Source organism: Bradyrhizobium sp. AC87j1 (assembly GCF_002936975.1).
Taxonomy (GTDB): Bacteria; Pseudomonadota; Alphaproteobacteria; order Rhizobiales; family Xanthobacteraceae; genus Bradyrhizobium; species Bradyrhizobium shewense.
In genome coordinates, this window is sequence record NZ_PTFE01000015.1 from 1 (window position 1) to 18744 (window position 18744).

At 64.8% G+C, this 18744-nt stretch carries 15 protein-coding genes; 11 read left to right on the forward strand and 4 right to left on the reverse strand.

What is annotated here, in order from left to right:
- The first annotated feature begins 288 nt into the window (after positions 1 to 288).
- Entirely contained in the window at positions 289 to 1059 is a 771-nt protein-coding gene (locus tag CV770_RS10765) for an SDR family NAD(P)-dependent oxidoreductase (protein WP_104462310.1), read from the forward strand.
- Between the two features lie 153 nt (positions 1060 to 1212).
- Here the strand turns inward: CV770_RS10765 and CV770_RS10770 are convergent, their stop codons facing one another.
- Genes CV770_RS10770 through CV770_RS10780 form a run of 3 tightly spaced genes read right to left on the reverse strand, consistent with a single transcriptional unit; the run spans position 1213 to position 6870 of the window.
- Positions 1213 to 4593, reverse strand: coding sequence for an error-prone DNA polymerase (locus CV770_RS10770; protein ID WP_104462311.1), 3381 nt, complete (start codon positions 4591 to 4593; stop codon positions 1213 to 1215).
- Positions 4590 to 6185, reverse strand: a complete 1596-nt coding sequence (locus CV770_RS10775) for a Y-family DNA polymerase (RefSeq protein WP_201759793.1) — start codon at positions 6183 to 6185, stop codon at positions 4590 to 4592. The genes CV770_RS10770 and CV770_RS10775 overlap by 4 nt, the downstream gene beginning before the upstream one ends.
- The gene (locus CV770_RS10780; protein ID WP_091953317.1) at positions 6082 to 6870 is read right to left on the reverse strand and encodes an ImuA family protein; all 789 of its coding nucleotides are present in this window, start codon (positions 6868 to 6870) and stop codon (positions 6082 to 6084) included. Before CV770_RS10780 ends, CV770_RS10775 begins: the two co-directional genes overlap by 104 nt.
- A 163-nt stretch (positions 6871 to 7033) precedes the next feature.
- On the opposite strand from CV770_RS10780, the gene CV770_RS10785 reads away from it, so the two are divergent.
- From CV770_RS10785 to CV770_RS10795, 3 genes are all read left to right on the forward strand, one after another.
- On the forward strand, positions 7034 to 8269 hold the full coding sequence (locus tag CV770_RS10785) for a putative DNA modification/repair radical SAM protein (protein ID WP_104462312.1): 1236 nt from the start codon (positions 7034 to 7036) through the stop codon (positions 8267 to 8269).
- Complete coding sequence (locus CV770_RS10790; protein WP_104462313.1) at positions 8269 to 9711, forward strand: UdgX family uracil-DNA binding protein; 1443 nt, start codon at positions 8269 to 8271, stop codon at positions 9709 to 9711. The genes CV770_RS10785 and CV770_RS10790 overlap by 1 nt, the downstream gene beginning before the upstream one ends.
- Before the next feature lie 98 nt (positions 9712 to 9809).
- Entirely contained in the window at positions 9810 to 11438 is a 1629-nt protein-coding gene (locus CV770_RS10795) for an inorganic phosphate transporter (protein ID WP_091953325.1), read from the forward strand.
- Between the two features lie 74 nt (positions 11439 to 11512).
- On the opposite strand, the gene CV770_RS10800 is transcribed toward CV770_RS10795, so the two are convergent.
- On the reverse strand, positions 11513 to 12685 hold the full coding sequence (locus CV770_RS10800; protein WP_091953326.1) for a M20 aminoacylase family protein: 1173 nt from the start codon (positions 12683 to 12685) through the stop codon (positions 11513 to 11515).
- A gap of 200 nt (positions 12686 to 12885) precedes the next feature.
- Between CV770_RS10800 and CV770_RS10805 the strand changes: the two genes are divergently transcribed.
- From CV770_RS10805 to CV770_RS10835, 7 genes are all read left to right on the forward strand, one after another.
- On the forward strand, positions 12886 to 14505 hold the full coding sequence (locus CV770_RS10805) for a GMC family oxidoreductase (protein ID WP_104462314.1): 1620 nt from the start codon (positions 12886 to 12888) through the stop codon (positions 14503 to 14505).
- 11 nt (positions 14506 to 14516) lie between these two features.
- Positions 14517 to 15398: an alpha/beta fold hydrolase gene (locus CV770_RS10810; RefSeq protein WP_104462315.1), complete on the forward strand. Its 882-nt coding sequence runs from the start codon at positions 14517 to 14519 to the stop codon at positions 15396 to 15398.
- A gap of 234 nt (positions 15399 to 15632) precedes the next feature.
- On the forward strand, positions 15633 to 16577 hold the full coding sequence (locus CV770_RS10815) for a metallophosphoesterase family protein (RefSeq protein WP_104462316.1): 945 nt from the start codon (positions 15633 to 15635) through the stop codon (positions 16575 to 16577).
- A 14-nt stretch (positions 16578 to 16591) separates the two neighbouring features.
- Positions 16592 to 16927 (forward strand): cupredoxin domain-containing protein, encoded by a 336-nt coding sequence (locus tag CV770_RS10820; RefSeq protein WP_091953330.1) that lies wholly within the window; start codon positions 16592 to 16594, stop codon positions 16925 to 16927.
- Between the two features lie 103 nt (positions 16928 to 17030).
- Positions 17031 to 17582, forward strand: coding sequence for a sigma-70 family RNA polymerase sigma factor (locus CV770_RS10825; RefSeq protein WP_104462317.1), 552 nt, complete (start codon positions 17031 to 17033; stop codon positions 17580 to 17582).
- On the forward strand, positions 17579 to 18343 hold the full coding sequence (locus CV770_RS10830; RefSeq protein WP_104462318.1) for an anti-sigma factor family protein: 765 nt from the start codon (positions 17579 to 17581) through the stop codon (positions 18341 to 18343). The genes CV770_RS10825 and CV770_RS10830 overlap by 4 nt, the downstream gene beginning before the upstream one ends.
- An 89-nt stretch (positions 18344 to 18432) precedes the next feature.
- The gene (locus tag CV770_RS10835) at positions 18433 to 18738 is read left to right on the forward strand and encodes a HigA family addiction module antitoxin (protein ID WP_104462319.1); all 306 of its coding nucleotides are present in this window, start codon (positions 18433 to 18435) and stop codon (positions 18736 to 18738) included.
- Positions 18739 to 18744 lie beyond the last annotated feature (6 nt).

Sequence of the window (18744 nt, forward strand, 5' to 3'; positions counted from 1 at the left end):
ATCGCCGTGGCCCGCAAGCTCATCACCATCCTCAACGCCATGCTCAGGGATCGAAAACCATGGCAACCCGCTTGACAAAGAACACAGTCGCTGAGGTGCGAGGCTTGCGATGCACCGCATCGCAAGTCGAGCCTCGAAGGATGCACGGCCGGGGTGGCAGCCGGGCTGTCGCCCTTCGAGGCCTCCGCTACGCTCCGGCACCTCAGGGTGACGGTCGAACAATGGGATTTGCGGCGATGCCGCGCACGCGACTACACTCTCCACGACCAACAAAAAGGAAACCCAACAATGGATCTCGGTCTCAAAGGCAAGAACGCCATCGTCCTCGGCGGCACGCGCGGCATCGGGCGGGCGATCGCAGAGACGCTCGCCGGTGAAGGCACCAATGTCGCGGTGTGTGCACGCAATGCGGATCAGGTTGCGGCCACCGTTGCCGAGCTGAAGGCGAAGGGCGTCAACGCCACCGGCGGCCCGGTCGACGTGACCGACGGCGCGGCGCTGAAATCCTGGATCGAGGGTGCAGCAAAGGAGCTCGGCGGCGTCGACCTGTTGTTCTCCAATGCCGGCGCGATGGCGCAAGGCCACGATGCCGCATCCTGGCAGCAGAACTTCCAGCTCGACCTGCTCGGCGCCGTGCATGCGTTCGATGCCGCGCGGCCGTTCCTCGAAGCCAGCGGCGAGAAGAGCGGCGACGCCGCTTTCGTCATCATCTCCTCGATCTCGGCGGCGCAGGCGGACACGGCCAGTTCCTACGGCCCGATCAAGGCGGCGCTGATCCACATGGCCAAGGGGCTGGCGCGGCAATATGCGAAGAAGAAGATCCGTGTGAATGTGGTGTCGCCCGGCACGGTCTATTTCAAGGGCGGGGTCTGGGAGATGGTCGAGAAGAACATGCCCGAGCGTTACAACGACGCGATGAAACGCAATCCGACCGGCCGGATGGCCACGCCGCAGGAAATCGCGAGCGCCGCGGTGTTTCTGGCAAGCCCGGTGTCGGGGTTCACGACGGGATCGAATCTCGTCGTGGACGGCGCGATCTCGAACCGGGTGAATTTTTAGGGCGCGACGTCATCATCGAGGAACTCGTAGGGTGGGCAAAGCGAAGCGTGCCCACGTCTTCGCGACGAGCCGCAAAAGGAGGTGGGCACGGCGCTGACGCGCCTTTGCCCACCCTACGGCAGCCGTGCGTGTGGCGGCACTCCGCGCCACCTCTCAATGAAAATCCCGCGATGGCGGCAGGATGCGGACGTTGCGGGGGTGGCGGTGTTTTTGCGCCGGCATGTCCGTAAGCGCACGGGAGTCTTCGTTGAGCGGCTCGACCACGGTGGCACCTGCGGGCAGTGGATGCCTGCGGCTCAGGGCGTCGTTGGCGAGGCCGACCAGATCATGCGAGCGATCGATCATGCGCTGGGCGATGAGATGCGTCACCTTCTCGGGACTGCTCTGGATATAGCCTTCGACCAGGATGAGGCGCGCGCCCATGACTTCTTTCCGGTACTGCTCCATGATCTTGGGCCACACCACGACATTGGCGATGCCGGCTTCGTCCTCCAGCGTCATGAACACGACGCCGCTGGCGCTGCCCGGCCGTTGCCGCACCAGCACCACGCCGGCGCAGCGAACGCGCCGCCGCTCGTTCTCGTGGCTGATATCCTTGCAGGCGACGACGCGCTCGCGCGAAAACATCTCGCGCAGGAATTCCATCGGGTGCCCCTTCAGCGATAGCCGGATGGTCTGGTAGTCCGCGACCACCTGCTCGGAACGCGGCATCACCGGCAGCGGTTGCGCGTGCTCGTCCGGCTGCTCGCGCGCGGTCGCCGCCTCAAACAGCGGCAGCGGCACGTCGTCGGGCAGCCGCCGCACCTGCCACAGCGCCTCGCGGCGATCGAGCCCGAGCGAGCGAAACGCGTCGGCATCGGCCAGCAGGATCAGCGCGCGCTTGGGCAGGCCGGTGTCGCGGGCGAAATCCTCCAGCGAGGTGAAGGGACGTCGGTTGCGGGCGGCGATGATGCGGTCGGCCCAGTCCTCCTGAGTGACGTATACTTTGCTTTGTCTCTTCGCCTGCTCCTTCTTGAGAGCCTCCTCATCGGGATCGAGCCAATGGAAGCCGTCGATCTGGCGAAAGCCAAGGCGGACGGCACAATACCTGCCGTCAGTATTCTCCAGCGTGTTCTGCGCAAAACTATAGGACACGTCGATATCGCGCACCTCGACGCCGTTCTTGCGGGCGTCGCTGACGATCTGTGCCGGCGCATAAAAGCCCATCGGCTGCGAGTTCAGGAGGCCACAGCAGAAGGCGTCGGGGTGATGATATTTCAGCCATGACGAGATGTAGACGAGCTGGGCGAAGCTCGCGGCGTGGCTCTCCGGGAAGCCGTAGGAGCCAAAGCCCTTGATCTGGTCAAAGCAGCTTCTGGCAAAATTGGCATCGTAACCGCGCGCGACCATATTGCCGATCAGCTTCTCCTCGTATTGGCCAATGGTGCCGACATTGCGGAAGGTCGCCATCGAGCGGCGCAGGCCGTTGGCTTCCTCGGACGTGAACTTTGCCGCCTCGATCGCGATACGCATGGCCTGCTCCTGGAACAGAGGCACGCCTTTCGTCTTGTGCAGCACCTTGTAGAGCTCATCCGCGGGGCCATGCTCGGGCGATGGCGAGGGATAGGTCACTTTCTCAAGCCCGTTCCGCCGCCGCAAATACGGATGCACCATGTCGCCCTGGATCGGTCCCGGTCGCACGATCGCGACTTCGATGACGAGGTCGTAGAATGTCCGCGGCTTCAGGCGCGGCAGCATGTTCATCTGGGCGCGGCTCTCGACCTGGAACACGCCGAGCGATTCCCCGTCACAAAGCATGTCGTAAACTTTGGGGTCGTCCTGTGGAACGCTCGCCAGCACAAACCGCTCGCCCTTATGCTGATCGATCAAATCAAAACATTTGCGGATGCAGGTCAGCATGCCCAGCGCGAGCACGTCGACCTTCATCATGTTGAGCGCGTCGACGTCGTCCTTGTCCCATTCGATGAAGGTGCGGTCGTCCATCGCGGCGTTGCCGATCGGGACATAGGTGTCGAGCCGGTCCTGCGTCAGCACATAGCCGCCGACGTGCTGGGACAAATGCCGCGGGAATTCGATCAGCTCGGCCGCAAGCTCGACCGCGAGGTTGATCATGGGATTTTGCGGATCGAGCCCGGCCTGCCTGACCTGCATGTCGTTGAGACCCTTGCCCCAGCTGCCCCAGACGGTGTCGGCGAGCGCGGCGGTGACGTCCTCGGTCAGGCCCAGCGCCTTGCCGACGTCGCGGATGGCGCTGCGCGGGCGATAGTGGATGACCGTTGCGATGATCGCGGCACGATGGCGGCCGTAGCGGCGGTAGACATATTGCATCACCTCCTCGCGCCGGGAATGCTCGAAATCGACGTCGATGTCGGGCGGCTCCAGCCGCTCCTTGGAGATGAAGCGCTCGAACAGCAGATCGACCTTGGTCGGATCGACCGAGGTGATGCCGAGCACGTAGCACACGGCCGAATTCGCCGCCGAGCCGCGGCCCTGGCACAGGATGTTCTGGCTGCGCGCATAGTGCACGATGTCGTGCACGGTGAGGAAATAATGTGCGTATTTCAGCTCGGCGATCAGCGCGAGTTCTTTGTTCAACGTCGCGCGCAGCTTGTCGTCAATGTTCTCGATGCCGCCAAAGTATTTATCGACGCCCGCCCAGGTCAAATCCTCCAGATGCCCTTGCGCGGTCTTGCCCGGCGGCACCGGCTCGTCCGGATACTGGTATTTGAGCTGGTCGAGTGAGAAGTCGATCTTCCCCGCAAAACGCATGGTCTCCGCGATCGCCTCGGGGACATCGCGGAACAACCGCGCCATCTCCCTGGGTGTTTTCAGAAAGCGCTCGGCATTGGCTTCCAGCTTCCGTCCGACCGCCTCGATCGTGGTCTTTTCCCGGATGCAGGTCAGCACGTCCTGAAGCGGACGGCGGCCGGGATCGTGATAGAGCACCTCGTTGGTCGCGAGCAGCGGCACTTTTGCTTTGGCCGCAAGGTCATCGAGCCGCGCCAGGCGGCGCCGGTCGTCGCCGCGATAGATCAGGCTCGCCGCCAGCCACACGCCCCCGGCGCGGCTCGCCCTCAGCTTTGCAAGCACATCCAGCGCCTGCGCCGGCTCGAAGCGATGCGGCAACGTCAGGACCAGGAGCTGGCCTTCCGAAAATTCCAGGAGATCGGCGAAGGTGAGACGGCACTCGCCCTTCTCGATCCGCGTGATGTCGTCGCCGCGCTTGCCTTTGGTCAGAAGCTGGCACAGCCGGCCATAGGCGGCGCGGTCGCGCGGGTAGACCAGAATGTCGGGCGTGCCGTCGATGAAAACGATGCGCGCACCGATCAGCAGTTTCGGCTTGTGCAGCACCTTGTCATTGTCGAGCTCATTCCAGGCCCGCACCACGCCGGCGAGCGTGTTGTGATCGGCGATTCCGATCGCGGGAATGCCGAGCTTGCTCGCCTGATGCACATAGGCGCGCGGATCCGAACCGCCGCGCAGGAAGGAGAAATTGGTGGTGATGCCGATCTCGGCATAAGCGGGGCTATTCATGCGAAGAGACCGTGCACATACCAGCCGGGAGAAGCAGGCTCGCCGTCGCCGTCGAACACCTCCCCCTCGTAAAGTCCGTCGCGAAAAATCCAGAAGCGCAGGCCCTCGGCGTCCTCGATGCGAAAGTAATCCCGCGTCAGCTGCTTGCCGTCCTGCCGCCACCATTCCATCGCGATACGCTCGGGTCCTTCCACCCGCACCACGGCATGCAGCGCGCGGCGCCAGGTGAACTGATGCGGCGGACCATCCGGCACGGCCGCGAACGGCACCTTGATCGGCTCCGGCTTGTCGAACAGCCTCAAGGGGCGCAGCGGCGGCTCGCTCTCGGTCCGTGCCGGCCATTCGGCCTGCATGGCGGCGGCGAGATGATGCTGCGCCGGCGCGGCCAGCACGGCGCATTCGGGGATATGGGTATCCTCAGGCAGGTGCACGACGACGCGCTTGCCGCCGATGCGCGCGGCGATGCGGTCGATCAGGGCGGCAAGCTCGTCATTGTCGTGGACATGGGCGTCGAGATCGCGCTGCTCCTGCACCACGATCTCGGTGCGGCTCGCCGACAGGCGCACCATGTCGAAGCCAAAACCGGGATCGAGGGGATCGGCGAGCGCATCGAGGCGCTCGCGGAACAGCCGGTCGATCACTTTGCTTTGCGTGACCGGCCGTCCGGTCTCGACCATGATCGCGCGCACCACGCCATCGGTGCGGAAGAAGGCAGCTTCCAGCCGACGCGCGCCTTTGCCCTGTTTCTCCATGGAGGCGATCAACGTGTCCGCCAGCCGCGACAGCGTCATCGCGATCATGGTGTCGGTCGCGATCGGCTCGGCGAAACGCTTCTCGACGATGTAATCAGGCAGCGGCTTTCGCGGGTTGATCGGCGCATCACCCTGCCCCAACGCATGCGCGAGCAAGGTTGAGAACCGCGCCCCGAACCGCGCCGTGATCTCGCTCGGCGAGCGCGCGGTGACGTCGCCGATGGTCTTGAGGCCGGCGCGACGCAGGCCGGTGGTGATGGCCTCGCCCGCACCGAGCGCGGACACCGGAAACCGGCTGATCGCCCTCGCCTCTTCGCCATCGGCAACGATGGTGCCCGTGGCCTGCCGCGTCAGCGTGCGCGCGCAGACCGAGGTGCCGGCGATGGCCGCGCTGACGGCAAAGCCTTGTCGGCCGAGCGCCCGAACCAGCGCCTGCAGCAACGCAGCCTCGCCGCCGAACAGATGCGCACAGCCGGTGATGTCGAGGAACAGCCCATGCGGCGGGTCGAGCGCGACCAGCGGCGTGAAGCGGTCGCACCAGTCGGCGATGTCGCTAAGCGTCTTCGCATCGGCCGCGACATCAGCATCGAACACGCGCAAATCCGGGCACATCGCCCGCGCATTGGCCAGCGGCTGACCGATGTACAGGCCGAGGCGCTCGGCAGCCTCGTCCAGCGCATGGATCACCAGCGCATTGTTCTCCTTGATGACGACAATGCTCGGCTCATTATTGGTTTTACCCAGCCCGGCGCTGTTGAAGAACCGTTGAATCCGGTCGATGGGCAGGCGTGGCAGCCACAGGCTGAGAATACGTCGACGGTTCACTGAACTGGCACTCATCACAATTCCATTCCATGATCCACCGGCCGCACGGGCCATGACGATTACGCAAGAGTTCGGCATCGAAGCGCGGCGCGCCCCATGCGTCCCACACCGACCCCGGCGGCGAATGCGCCGCGCGCAGCATCCACCTGGTCTCCGCGGTCGAAGGCAGCGGCTGCGCGGCCATCCGCAGCAAAAGCCCGGTGACGCCGGAGCCTTGCGCGGCCAGCGTCAGCTTGCGGCTCGCCACGAGATCGAACTGCCTGGTCTCGCCCCAGAGCTCGAGCACGACGGCGCCCAGCGCATCGCAGGCGAGCGCATCGGCCGAGGTGCGTAGCGCGCTCTCGACATCGGCGGCGCGCACCATCACCATGCGGCGCGGATCGAGGCCGAGCTCGGCGAGCCCGCTCATCGACAGTGCGCCTGCCTCTATCTCTGAAAAATCCTGCCGTACCCACAGCAGCGGCCGCTGCGCCGAGACGCGCCCGGCAAGTCCCATGACGAAGCCGGTCGCGGCCGTCCCCTGAGACCCAGCGCAAAACACCTCGTGGATCGCCGCGCGCGCGAGGCCGCCCTTCAGCGCGTTGTCGGCTTCGCTGTGGCCGAGCGCGACGCGATCGTGCGGATGCACGACCGTCGCCGTCTCGATGCGCTCGATCTGGCCGCGCAAGGTCGCAAGCGCGCTTGTCCGTGCGCCGCTCATGCTCGCCGCTCCTTCAGGGGTGATTGCCGATGGCTCTCAAAAAGAGAACCAGCGGCTGGCTCATTTGTTCATGATATGTTCTAATATAAAGCTAACGGCGCGCGGAGAGTCAATCGAATTGGCGCGCAAATAGATTCATGAGTTGAATCAAAGGGATTCCAAGATGGACGTACAACGCAAGCTGGAAATCCTGGCGGACGCCGCCAAATACGACGCGTCCTGCGCCTCCAGCGGCACCGAGAAGCGGGATTCCAGCGACGGCAAGGGCATGGGGTCGACCGCCCCCGGCATGGGCATCTGCCATTCCTACGCGCCTGATGGACGCTGCATCTCGCTGCTCAAGGTGCTGCTGACCAACGCCTGCAATTACGATTGCCTCTATTGCGTCAACCGCGCCTCCTCGAACGTGCCGCGCGCCCGCTTCACCGTCGACGAATTGGTCAAGCTGACGCTCGACTTCTACCGGCGTAATTACATCGAGGGTCTGTTCCTCTCCTCCGGCATCATCCGCAGCCCCGACTACACCATGGAGCAGGTGGTGAGCGTCGCGCGAAAACTGCGCGAGGAGCATCACTTCCGCGGCTATATCCATCTCAAGACCATTCCCGAGGCCGATGATGCGCTGATCGCGGAAGCCGGCAAATATGCCGATCGTCTCTCCATCAACATCGAGATGCCTGAGGAGACGAGCCTGCAGCAATTCGCGCCGGAGAAGGACGTGCGCGCGATCCGCCGCACCATGGGCAGGCTGCGGCTGAAGCTGGACGAGGCCGAGGAAGGCCGCAGCGCGAAGACCAAGGCGAGGCCACAGCGTTTCGCGCCGGCGGGCCAAAGCACGCAGATGATCGTCGGCGCTGATGCTGCCTCCGACCACACCATTCTCCACACCAGCGCCAATCTCTACGGCGCCTACCGGCTGCGGCGCGTCTACTACTCCGCCTTCAGCCCGATCCCCGACGCCAGCCGCGCCTTGCCTCTGGTGCAGCCGCCGTTGCTGCGCGAGCACCGGCTCTACCAGGCCGACTGGCTGATGCGGTTCTACGGTTTCGATGTCGGCGAGATCGTCGACGACAGCGCGATGCTGCCGCTCGACATCGATCCGAAGCTGGCCTGGGCGCTGCGTCATCGCGATCGCTTCCCGCTCGACGTCAACCGCGCCAGCCGCGAGGAGCTGCTGCGCGTGCCGGGCTTCGGCACCAAGGCGGTCGAGCGCATCATTGCAACACGGCGCACCACCACGATCCGCCTCGCCGATCTCGCCCGGCTGCACGTGCCCCGCAACAAGGCGCTGCCGTTCATCGTCCTCAGCGATCACCGCCCCTCGCCGCATCGTCTCGATGCCGCCGGGCTGATCGAGCGCTTCAAGCCGAAAGCAACTCAACTGGGATTTGGCTTCTGATGCAGTACATCACCCTCGACACCGAAACCGATTTCGACGGCTGGCGCAAAGCCGCGCGCAGCCTTGTGCTTCATTACGTGCAGCCCACCGATGTCACCTGGACCGTGCAGGGCGGGGAAGCCGATTTGTTCGCACCGCCTGCACCGTCTCCGATCCTCGAGGTGAATGACGGCACCTTCAACGTATCAGGCAAATTCATCGAGCTTGCCCAGGCCGCAATCCTGCACCGCGATATCCAGCGCTTTGCGATCCTCTATCGCCTGCTGTTTCGGCTGAAGGACAACCACGATCTCATCGAGGTCGCGACCGACCCTGACGTCGCGCAGGTTACGGCGATGGCCCGCGCGGTCCATCGCGACGAGCACAAGATGCACGCCTTCGTCCGCTTCCGCGAGATCGGACGCGAGCGCGCAGCGCATTACGTCGCCTGGTTCGAGCCGGAGCATCACATCGTCGAGCTCGCAGCCCCGTTCTTCGCAAAGCGCTTTGCCGACATGCCCTGGTCGATCCTGACGCCGGACCTCTGCGCACATTGGGACGGCCACGCGCTCGCGTTCACGCCGGGCGTCAGCAAGAGCGAAGCACCGGGCGAAGACCGGCTGGAGGAAACCTGGCGGCGCTATTACGCCAGCATCTTCAATCCGGCCCGGCTCAAGGTGAAGGCGATGCAGGCCGAGATGCCGAAGAAATATTGGAGGAACCTGCCCGAGGCTTCGATCATTAAGCCCTTGATCGAGGACGCCGAACGCATGACCGGCGCCATGATCGCCAATGCCGCAACCGATCCGCACAAGCCTCAGAAGCGGCCGGAGGCTCCGATGAAACGCAAGCCAGCTGCCGACGATCTCGAAGCGCTCCGCGAGGAGGCCGCGCATTGCCGCGCCTGCCACCTCTACAAGGACGCGACCCAGACCGTGTTCGGCGAAGGCCCGAGATCCGCCAACATCATGTTGGTCGGCGAGCAGCCCGGCGACAAGGAAGATCTCGCCGGCCACCCCTTCGTCGGTCCGGCGGGCCAGATGCTCGACCGTGCGCTGGAGGAGGCCGGTGTCGATCGCAAGAAGGTCTATGTCACCAACGCGGTGAAACACTTCAAATTCGTGCCGCGCGGAAAGATCCGCCTGCACCAGAAGCCGAATACGCCGGAGATCCGGGCCTGCCGGCAATGGTATGAGCGGGAAGTCTCGGCAATTCAGCCAGATCTGATCGTGGCGATGGGCGCTACCGCCGCGCAAAGCGTGTTCGGCAAGATCACTCCCATCGGCAAGTCCCGCGGACGGCTCATCGACCTTCCCGACGGACGCAAAGCGCTGGTGACGGTGCACCCGTCCTATCTGTTGCGGCTGCCAGATCCTGAAGCCAAGGCGCTGGAATATCAGCGCTTTGTCGACGATTTGAAGATCGCTGCCGGCTTGCAGAAGAAAGCCGCGCGGGCAGCCTAAATACTGGCAGGAAAACGGTTTTCAACCGCCGCTTGTCATCCAGCCTTCAAATCCATCGCGGACAATACCCTTACTTCAAAGTTAAGGGGCGTCCAGACATGACCGATGTAGCATTCGACCGCGCGGTAGCCGATCCCGCGCCGATCCAGCCGGCCTCGCGGCCAAATCTCGACAAGGGCTTCAATCCGCTGACGATGATCCTGTTCTTCGGCATCCTCGCCGCGGGCCTGCTGTTCGTCGCCTACAGCATCTATGTCGACGTCAACGCGACCGGCGCGCGCGTGACGAGCTACCTGCCCTACATCCTGTTGTTCGTCGCGCTCCTGATCGCGCTCGGCTTCGAATTCGTCAACGGCTTTCACGACACCGCCAATGCGGTGGCGACCGTGATCTACACCCATTCGCTGCCGGCCGAAGTCGCGGTGATGTGGTCGGGCTTCTTCAACTTCCTCGGCGTGCTCATGTCCTCCGGCGCGGTCGCCTTCGGCATCGTCTCGCTGCTGCCGGTCGAGCTGATCCTGCAGGTCGGCTCCAGCGCCGGTTTCGCGATGGTGTTCGCGCTGCTGATCGCCGCGATCCTGTGGAATCTCGGCACCTGGTTCTTCGGTCTGCCCGCCTCCTCCTCGCACACGCTGATCGGCTCGATCATCGGCGTCGGCGTCGCCAACGCCGTCATGCGCGGCCGCGACGGCACCTCGGGCGTGGACTGGACCAAGGCGACCGAGATCGGCTACGCGCTGCTGCTGTCGCCGCTGTTCGGCTTCATCTGCGCCGCGACGCTGCTGCTGCTGCTCAAGTTCATCGTGCGCAACCCGGCCCTGTATGCTGCGCCCGAAGGCAACAAGGCGCCGCCGCTCTGGATCCGCGGCCTCTTGATCGCGACCTGCACCGGCGTCAGCTTCGCGCACGGTTCGAACGACGGCCAGAAGGGCATGGGCCTGATCATGCTGATCCTGATCGGCACCGTGCCAACCGCCTATGCGCTCAACCGCGCGCTGCCGGAATCCCAGGTCGCCCAGTTCCAGAAGGTCTCGGATGCCGCCTCCAAGGTGATCGCGGCCAAGGGTGCCGGTCACTCGATCATCGGCGATCCCCGTCCTGCGGTGACCCAGTACATCACCTCGCACCACATCAGCGAGGGCACCTACCCCTCGCTGTCGGTGCTGGTGAAGGATGTCGGCGACCAAGTCGCGAAATACGGCTCGCTCAACAAGGTGCCGGCGGAAGTGGTCGGCAACACCCGTAACGACATGTACCTGACCTCGGAAGCGATCCGCTTCCTGATGAAGGACAAGGAAAACGACCTCAACAAGGAAGAGGTCGCGACCTTGAACGCCTACAAGGGTGGGCTCGACAGCGCCACGAAGTTCATCCCGACCTGGGTGAAGGTCGCCGTCGCCATCGCTCTCGGCCTCGGCACCATGATCGGCTGGAAGCGCATCGTGATCACGGTCGGCGAGAAGATCGGCAAGAGCCATCTCACCTACGCGCAAGGCGCCTCGGCCGAGCTGGTGGCCGCCGCTACGATCGGCGCCGCCGACGTGTTCGGCCTGCCGGTTTCGACCACGCATGTGCTGTCGTCGGGCGTCGCCGGCACCATGGCCGCGAACGGCTCGGGCCTGCAAATGGCGACCATCCGCAACTTGCTGATGGCCTGGGTGCTGACGCTGCCCTGCGCGATCATGCTGTCGGCCACGCTGTACGTGATCTTCTCGCGGATCTTCTGAGCGGATTGCATCACTCAAAAACAAAGGGCCCGTGCGATGCACGGGCTCTTTTCATTTGCGCTTGGAACTCGGCGTTACGACGCCGCGAGCGATTCCTCGACCAGCTTCACCCAGTAGGACGTGCCGAACACGATCGCCTCGTCGTTGAAATTGTAGGCGGGGTGATGCAGGCCGGCGCTGTCGCCGTTGCCGCAGAAGATGAAGGCGCCGGGGCGCGCTTCCAGCATATAGGCGAAATCCTCGCCGCCCATCAGCGGCGGCATCTCGTGCACGTTGGCATCGCCGGCAACCTGCTGCGCGATGCGGCGCGCCACCTCGGTCTCCGCGGCGTGGTTGTTCACGACCGGATAGTTGCGCTGGTAGCGCAGGTCGATCTTGGCGCCGGTCATCTGCGCGACGCCCGCCACCACTTCATGCACGCGCTTCTCGACCAGCTTGCGCACCTCGGGCGAGAGCGTGCGGATGGTGCCCTTCAGCGTCGCGGTCTGCGGAATGACGTTGCGGGCGTTGCCGGCGTGGAATTCGCAGATTGAGATCACGGCCGATTCCAGCGGGTCGACGCTGCGCGCGACGATCGATTGCAGGGCGGTGATCACCTGCGCGCCGACCAGCACGGAATCGATGCATTTGTGCGGACGCGCGGCATGACCGCCGAGACCCTCGATCATGATGTCGACCTCGTCGGTCGCCGCCATGATCGGACCCGGCCGGATCGCGAACGAGCCGATCGGAATACCGGGGCCATTGTGCATGCCGTAGACCTGCTCGATGCCGAAGCGCTCCATCAGGCCGTCCTTCACCATGGCCGCGCCGCCGGCGCCGCCCTCCTCGGCGGGCTGGAAGATCACGACCGCATCGCCGGCGAAATTGCGGGTTTCGGCGAGGTAGCGGGCGGCCCCTAACAGCATCGCGGTGTGGCCGTCATGGCCGCAGGCGTGCATCTTGCCCGGAATCTTGGAGGCGTATGGCAGGTTGGTCTGCTCCTCGACCGGCAGCGCATCCATGTCGGCGCGCAGGCCGATCGTCTTGAGCCCCTCGCCAGCCGGCTTGTTGCCCTTGATCACCCCGACCACGCCGGTCTGGCCGAGCCCGGTCACGACCTGATCGCAGCCGAACTCGCGCAGCCGGTCCGCGACGAATGCTGCGGTGCGGTGGACGTCATACAGCAGCTCGGGATGCTCGTGGATGTCCCGGCGCCAGGCCTGAATATCGGGTTGAAGGTCGGCGACGCGGTTCACGATGGGCATGGAGGGTCTCAAGCTTTGTTGAAAATGCAGGACTGTCTACCATGCAAGCGCCAGTCCACCCAACTGCCGCGGGCCGAGGGTAACCCTGTCCTCTCGTCATGGCCGGGCTTGTCCCGGCCATCCACGTCTGACTATTAGAACAGAAAGTGCGTGGATGCCCGGGACAAGCCCGGGCATGACGCCGGTTGGGTGGAAGCAGAATGCCGAGACGGTTCGAAGGTGAATTTGATTACATTGTCGTCGGGGCAGGTACGGCGGGCTGCATCGTCGCCAACCGGCTGTCGGCCGATCCCGGCAATCGCGTCCTCGTCCTCGAAGCCGGCGGCGACGACAACTGGATCTGGTTCCACATCCCGGTCGGCTATCTCTTCGCGATCGGCAATCCGCGCTCGGACTGGATGTTCAAGACCGAGGCCGAGCCGGGCCTGAACGGCCGTTCGCTCGCCTATCCCCGCGGCAAGGTGATCGGCGGCTGCTCGGCGATCAACGCCATGATCTCGATGCGCGGCCAGGCCGCCGATTATGATCATTGGCGCCAGCTCGGCGTGACGGGCTGGGGCTATGACGACGTGCTGCCGCTGTTCAAGAAGCTCGAAGACCACTTCCTCGGCGCCAGCGAGCATCACGGCGCCGGCGGCGGCTGGCGCATCGAGGCGCCGCGGCTGTCATGGGACGTTCTCGATGCCGTCGGCGATGCCGCCGAGGAGATGGGCATCAAGCGCATCCCGGATTTCAACACCGGCGACAATGAAGGCACCAGCTATTTCCACGTCAACCAGAAGCGCGGTCGGCGCTGGTCCTCAGCGCGCGGCTTCCTCAAGCCTGCGCTGAACCGCCCGAACCTGCGGCTCGAGAAGCATGTGCTGGTCGACCGCGTCATCATCGAGCGGGGCCGCGTCGTCGGCGTGCGCTTCATCCAGAACGGCGAGATGATCGAAGCGCGTGCGAAACGCGAGGTAGTCCTCTCGGCAGGCTCGATCGGCTCGGTGCAGGTGCTGCACCGTTCCGGCATCGGCCCCGCCGACTGGCTGTCGCCGCTCGGCATCGACATCGTCATGGACAAGCCCGGCGTCGGCCGCAATCTGCAGGACCACCTCCAGCAGCGTGCGATCTACAAGGTCGAGGGCGTGCGCACGCTGAACGAGACCTATTACAATCTGTTCCGCCGCGGCTTGATGGGGCTCGACTACGCCTTCCGCCGCCGCGGCCCCCTGACCATGGCGCCGTCGCAGCTCGGCATCTTCACGCGCTCCGACGCGACGCGCGCCCGCGCCAACATCCAGTTCCACGTGCAACCGCTGTCGCTCGACAAGTTCGGCGATCCCCTGCACCGTTTCCCCGCCATCACCGTCAGTGCCTGCAATCTCCAGCCGACCTCGCGCGGCACCGTGCGCCTGCGTTCGGCGAGCCCTGACGAGAAGCCGATCATCGCGCCGAATTATCTGTCGACCGACGACGACCGCCAGGTCGGCGCCGACGCCATCCGCACCACGCGACGCCTGATGCAGCAGAAGGCCCTGGCACGATATCGCCCGAGCGAATATCTGCCGGGTCCCTCCGTCGGCGACGACGATGCATCGCTCGCAAAGGCTGCCGGCGATATCGGCACCACCATCTTCCATCCCGTCGGCACCGCCAAGATGGGCGCGGTCAGCGATCCCATGGCGGTGGTGGACGAGCGCCTGCGATTCTACGGGCTCGAAGGTCTGCGCATTGTCGATGCCTCAATCATGCCGACCATCACCTCGGGCAACACGAATACGCCGACGGCTATGATTGCCGAGAAGGGCGCGACGATGATTTTGGAGGATGCGAAGTAGCATCCTGTCGCATGATCAATCCCCACCGCTTTTCAATCGGCCCGGCCGACGCAGCGATCGCCATGGTGCAATGGGGCGAGAGCGGCAAGACGCCTGCCCTGCTCGTGCACGGCACCGGCTTCGTCGCCGATGTCTGGGACGAGGTCGCGTGCGAGCTTGCATCGGCCTATACGGTCTATGCGCTCGACCGGCGCGGCCATGGCGCGAGCCACAAGCCCGGCTCCTATCACTTCCTGGACTATGCCGACGATGTCCGCCGGGTAATCGATGCACTCGAACTGCACGACGTCTACGGGATCGGCCACAGCGCCGGCGCGACGGACCTGCTGCTCGCGGCGAAACTCCTGCCCGGACGTATTACACGCCTGTTCGTGATGGAGCCGACGGTGATGGACCCGCGCGCGGCGGGTGCCGGAGGATTGGACGAGGAATCCCTATCGCGAGTAGAGGGCACGCTGCGCCGGCGCGCTGAGTTCGACAGTGCTGAGGCCGTCTTCGAGCGCTATCGCGCCGCGCCGGCGTTTGCAGACTGGACGGAGGCCTCGCTCCGGGCCTATGTGCGCCACGGTTTCGAGCCGCTCGACGACGGCCGGGTTCGACTCCGCTGTACGCCCGAGATCGAGTCGGCGATTCTGCGTCCGATCTACGAGGCGATGGCGCAGGTCTATGTCGGCGATGCGCGCGGTAATCCGTTTGCCTCGCTCACCGAGATCGACTGCCCGGTGCGCGTCACGACCGCGGCGAAGTCGGGGCCGATCTATTGGGAGATGGCGCGACGCGCGGTGGCGCTGATTCCGCAGCCCAGCACGTTCGTCTTTGAAGACGCCGGGCATTGCGTGGCACAGGAAGTTCCGGAGCGTGTTGTCGAGGCCGTGAGAGAGTTCGCAAAATAGGTCTCGTGCCCCGGACGCGCTGCAGCGTGCAACGCTGCTGCGCAGAGCCGGGGCCCATGTCACGGCACACCGTGCCGCTTTCTGGGTCCCGGCTCTGCGCAGCAACGCTACGCATTGCAGCGCGTCCGAGACGCGAGACCCCCTCACAAAAACGTCATCACCTCCCGCGAATAAGTCCCCCGCTCCCCCAATCACCTCTCCGAAGCCCAATTCCGGGCGAAGCGGAGACGCGCGATGAGCGGACACGATCACGACGGCGACGGCGTCAGCCGCCGCAAGGTGCTGGAATGCATGACCTGGGCCGGCACCGGGGTGCTCTGGACCGTCACCGGCGGCGTGCCGCGCTCGCTCGGCATCATCGATTCCGCGCAGGCCGCGACCGCCGCTACGCCCGGCATGAGCTTCCTCCAGATCAGCGACAGCCATGTCGGCTTCGACAAGCCGGCCAATCCCAACGCGCTCGGCACGCTCGAAGAGGCCGTGGGCAAGATCAACGCGATGCCGGCCAAACCGTCCTTCATGATCCACACCGGCGACATCACCCATCTGTCCAAGGCCGCCGAATTCGACAATGCCGAGCGCATCATCTCGCAGAGCAAGCTCGACGTGCACTACGTGCCTGGCGAACATGACTTCCTCGACGAGGAGGTGAAGTTCTATCGCGAGCGGTATGGCCGCGGTACCAAGGGCCAAGGCTGGTATTCGTTCGATGCCGGCGGCGTGCACTTCATCGGCCTCGTCAACGTCGTCGACCTCAAGGCCGGCGGTCTCGGCAATCTCGGCGCCGAGCAGCTTGCCTGGCTCCAGGACGATCTGCGCGGCAAGTCGAAATCGACGCCGATCGTGCTGTTCGCCCATATCCCGCTGTGGACTGTCTATCCCGAATGGGGCTGGGGCACCGAGGACGGCGGCCGCGCGCTGGAACAGGTGAAGGGTTTTGGCTCGGTCACCGTGCTGAACGGACACATTCACCAGGTGATGCAGAAGGTCGAGGGCAACGTCACCTTCCACACCGCGCGCTCCACCGCCTTCCCGCAACCGGCGCCGGGAGCTGCCCCCTCTCCCGGACCGATGAAGGTCGAGGACGCCAAGCTGCGCGGCATGCTCGGCGTTGCCAGCATCAACTTCAAGCAGAGCGAGCAGCGGCTCGCGATCATCGACACGCCGCTCCAGGGCTGAGGTGGAAGCTGACAATGAAGCCACTCAACCGCCGCGACTTCGGCGTCGATCTCGGACTCGCTCTGGCCACGGCTATCCTGCTGCCCGCAACAAGCGCTCGTGCCGACGACATGGAGATCCATATCGACAATTTCGTCTTCCAGCCGGCCGAGCTCAAGATCAAGGCCGGCACCACCGTGACCTGGACCAATCGGGACGACATCCCTCACACCGTGGTGTCGGCCGGCAAGTTCAGGTCCAAGACCCTGGACACCGACGACAAGTTCTCGTTCACCTTCACCAACGCGGGCGACTACAAATACTTTTGTTCGCTGCATCCGCACATGACGGGGATGATCAAGGTTGAGTAACGTCTCCAACCAAGGCATCAACGTCTTGCCCGGCCGGTGGTCCCACGCTGGCCGGGCTCCTGCGTCTTCGGCGACATCAGGCGAAACGGCAAAGCGAGCGGCGATGCCACCGACAAGCGACGATCCGGACAAGGCGCGGCGTTTTCGCGAAGCGGCGCTGCCCCATCTCGACGACGTCTACACGCTCGCGCGCTATCTGCTGCGCGACGCCTCCGACGCGGAAGATGCGGTGCAGGAGTGCTATCTGCGCGCGCTCAAGCACTTCGACAGCTATCGCGGGCCGGCGATGAAGCCCTGGCTGTTCGCGATCCTGCGCAATGTCTGCAACGCGGAATACGCACGGCGCGCGCACAGGCCCAGCGCGCTCGAGGATACGCCCGGCGCGGCCGAGCAGACGCCGATCTGGCAGGAGAGCGAGGCGAGCCCGGAGACCGAGGTGCTGCGCAGCCGCGATGCCGGCGCCATCCGCAAGCTGATCGAGGCGCTCGCCGAACCCTTCAAGGAAACCTTCGTGCTGCGCGAGATCAACAACCTGTCCTATCGTGAAATCGCGGAAGCCGTCGGCGCGCCCATCGGCACTGTGATGTCCCGCCTCGCCCGCGCCCGCGCCCTGCTGCGCGCGGCCTGGACGGCGGAAGAGGAGCAAGCGAAATGACCTGCGACGAAGCAAGGATCCTGCTTCACGCGCTGCTCGACAACGAGCTCGATGCCGGCCACGCGCGCGAGGTCGAAGCCCATATCGCCGGCTGCCCGGATTGCGCTGCGGAACTTGCCGCACAGCGCGAGATGCAGGGCGTGCTCGCCAATACCAGTCTGCGCTACACCGCGCCGGCAAGCCTGCGCGCCCGGATCGAGGCCTCGCTGCCCGAGCCGCAACGCCAGCCGAGCCGCCGCTCCGTGCTGCGGGGGTTTGCGATGGGCTCGGCGGTCTCCGCGCTCGCCGCAACCGGAATCGTCGCCATCGTGCTGCGCCAGGATGACCAGCAGCGCATCCTCTCGGAGGTCGTCTCCGCGCATCTGCGCTCGCTGCAGGCCGGCCATCTCACCGACGTGATCTCGACCGACCAGCACACCGTGAAACCGTGGTTCAACGGCAAGCTCGACGTCGCCCCGCCCGTGATCGACCTCACCGCGCAAGGTTTTACGCTGGTCGGCGGCCGGCTCGATTATATCGACGCCCGCGCCATCGGCGCGGTCGTCTACAAGCGTCGCCAGCACGTCATCAACCTGTTCGTGGCACAGACCGCGAGCACCGAACATCGGCCGCCGAAGACCCAGACCATGCAGGGCTTCAACTGCCGCCGCTGGGGCGAGCGCGGCCTGAACTTCTGGGCCGTCAGCGACATCGGCGCCGACGAGCTCGCCGAGTTCGTCGACAAGTTCGAGGTGGCGATGAAGGCGAATGTGGAGGGGTAGCCGTCTTCGCCGTCATTTCGAGAAGGTCGAAGCAATCCAAGCTGCATCAACAGTGGAAAATCTTCGAAGATTGAGCGCTACATTGGGCTATGGCCAAGAAACTCAAGCCCATGCATCCTGGCGAGGTTCTGCGGGAGGAATTTCTGATCCCCCTGAACATGTCCGCCGGCGCGCTTGCCAAGACATGTGGCCTACCGCGCACGCGCATCGAGCGGATTGCGAGTGAGCAGACCGGAGTCACCGCCGACACCGCACTTCGGCTCGCCAAGGCGCTCGGCACGACCGCCGAGCTTTGGCTCAATCTCCAGAACGATTACGATATCCAGATCGCAAAGCGTGATCTCGGCAAGGCGCTGGACCGCATCGAGACTGTGAACAAGCCCAAGGCGGCGTGACGGATC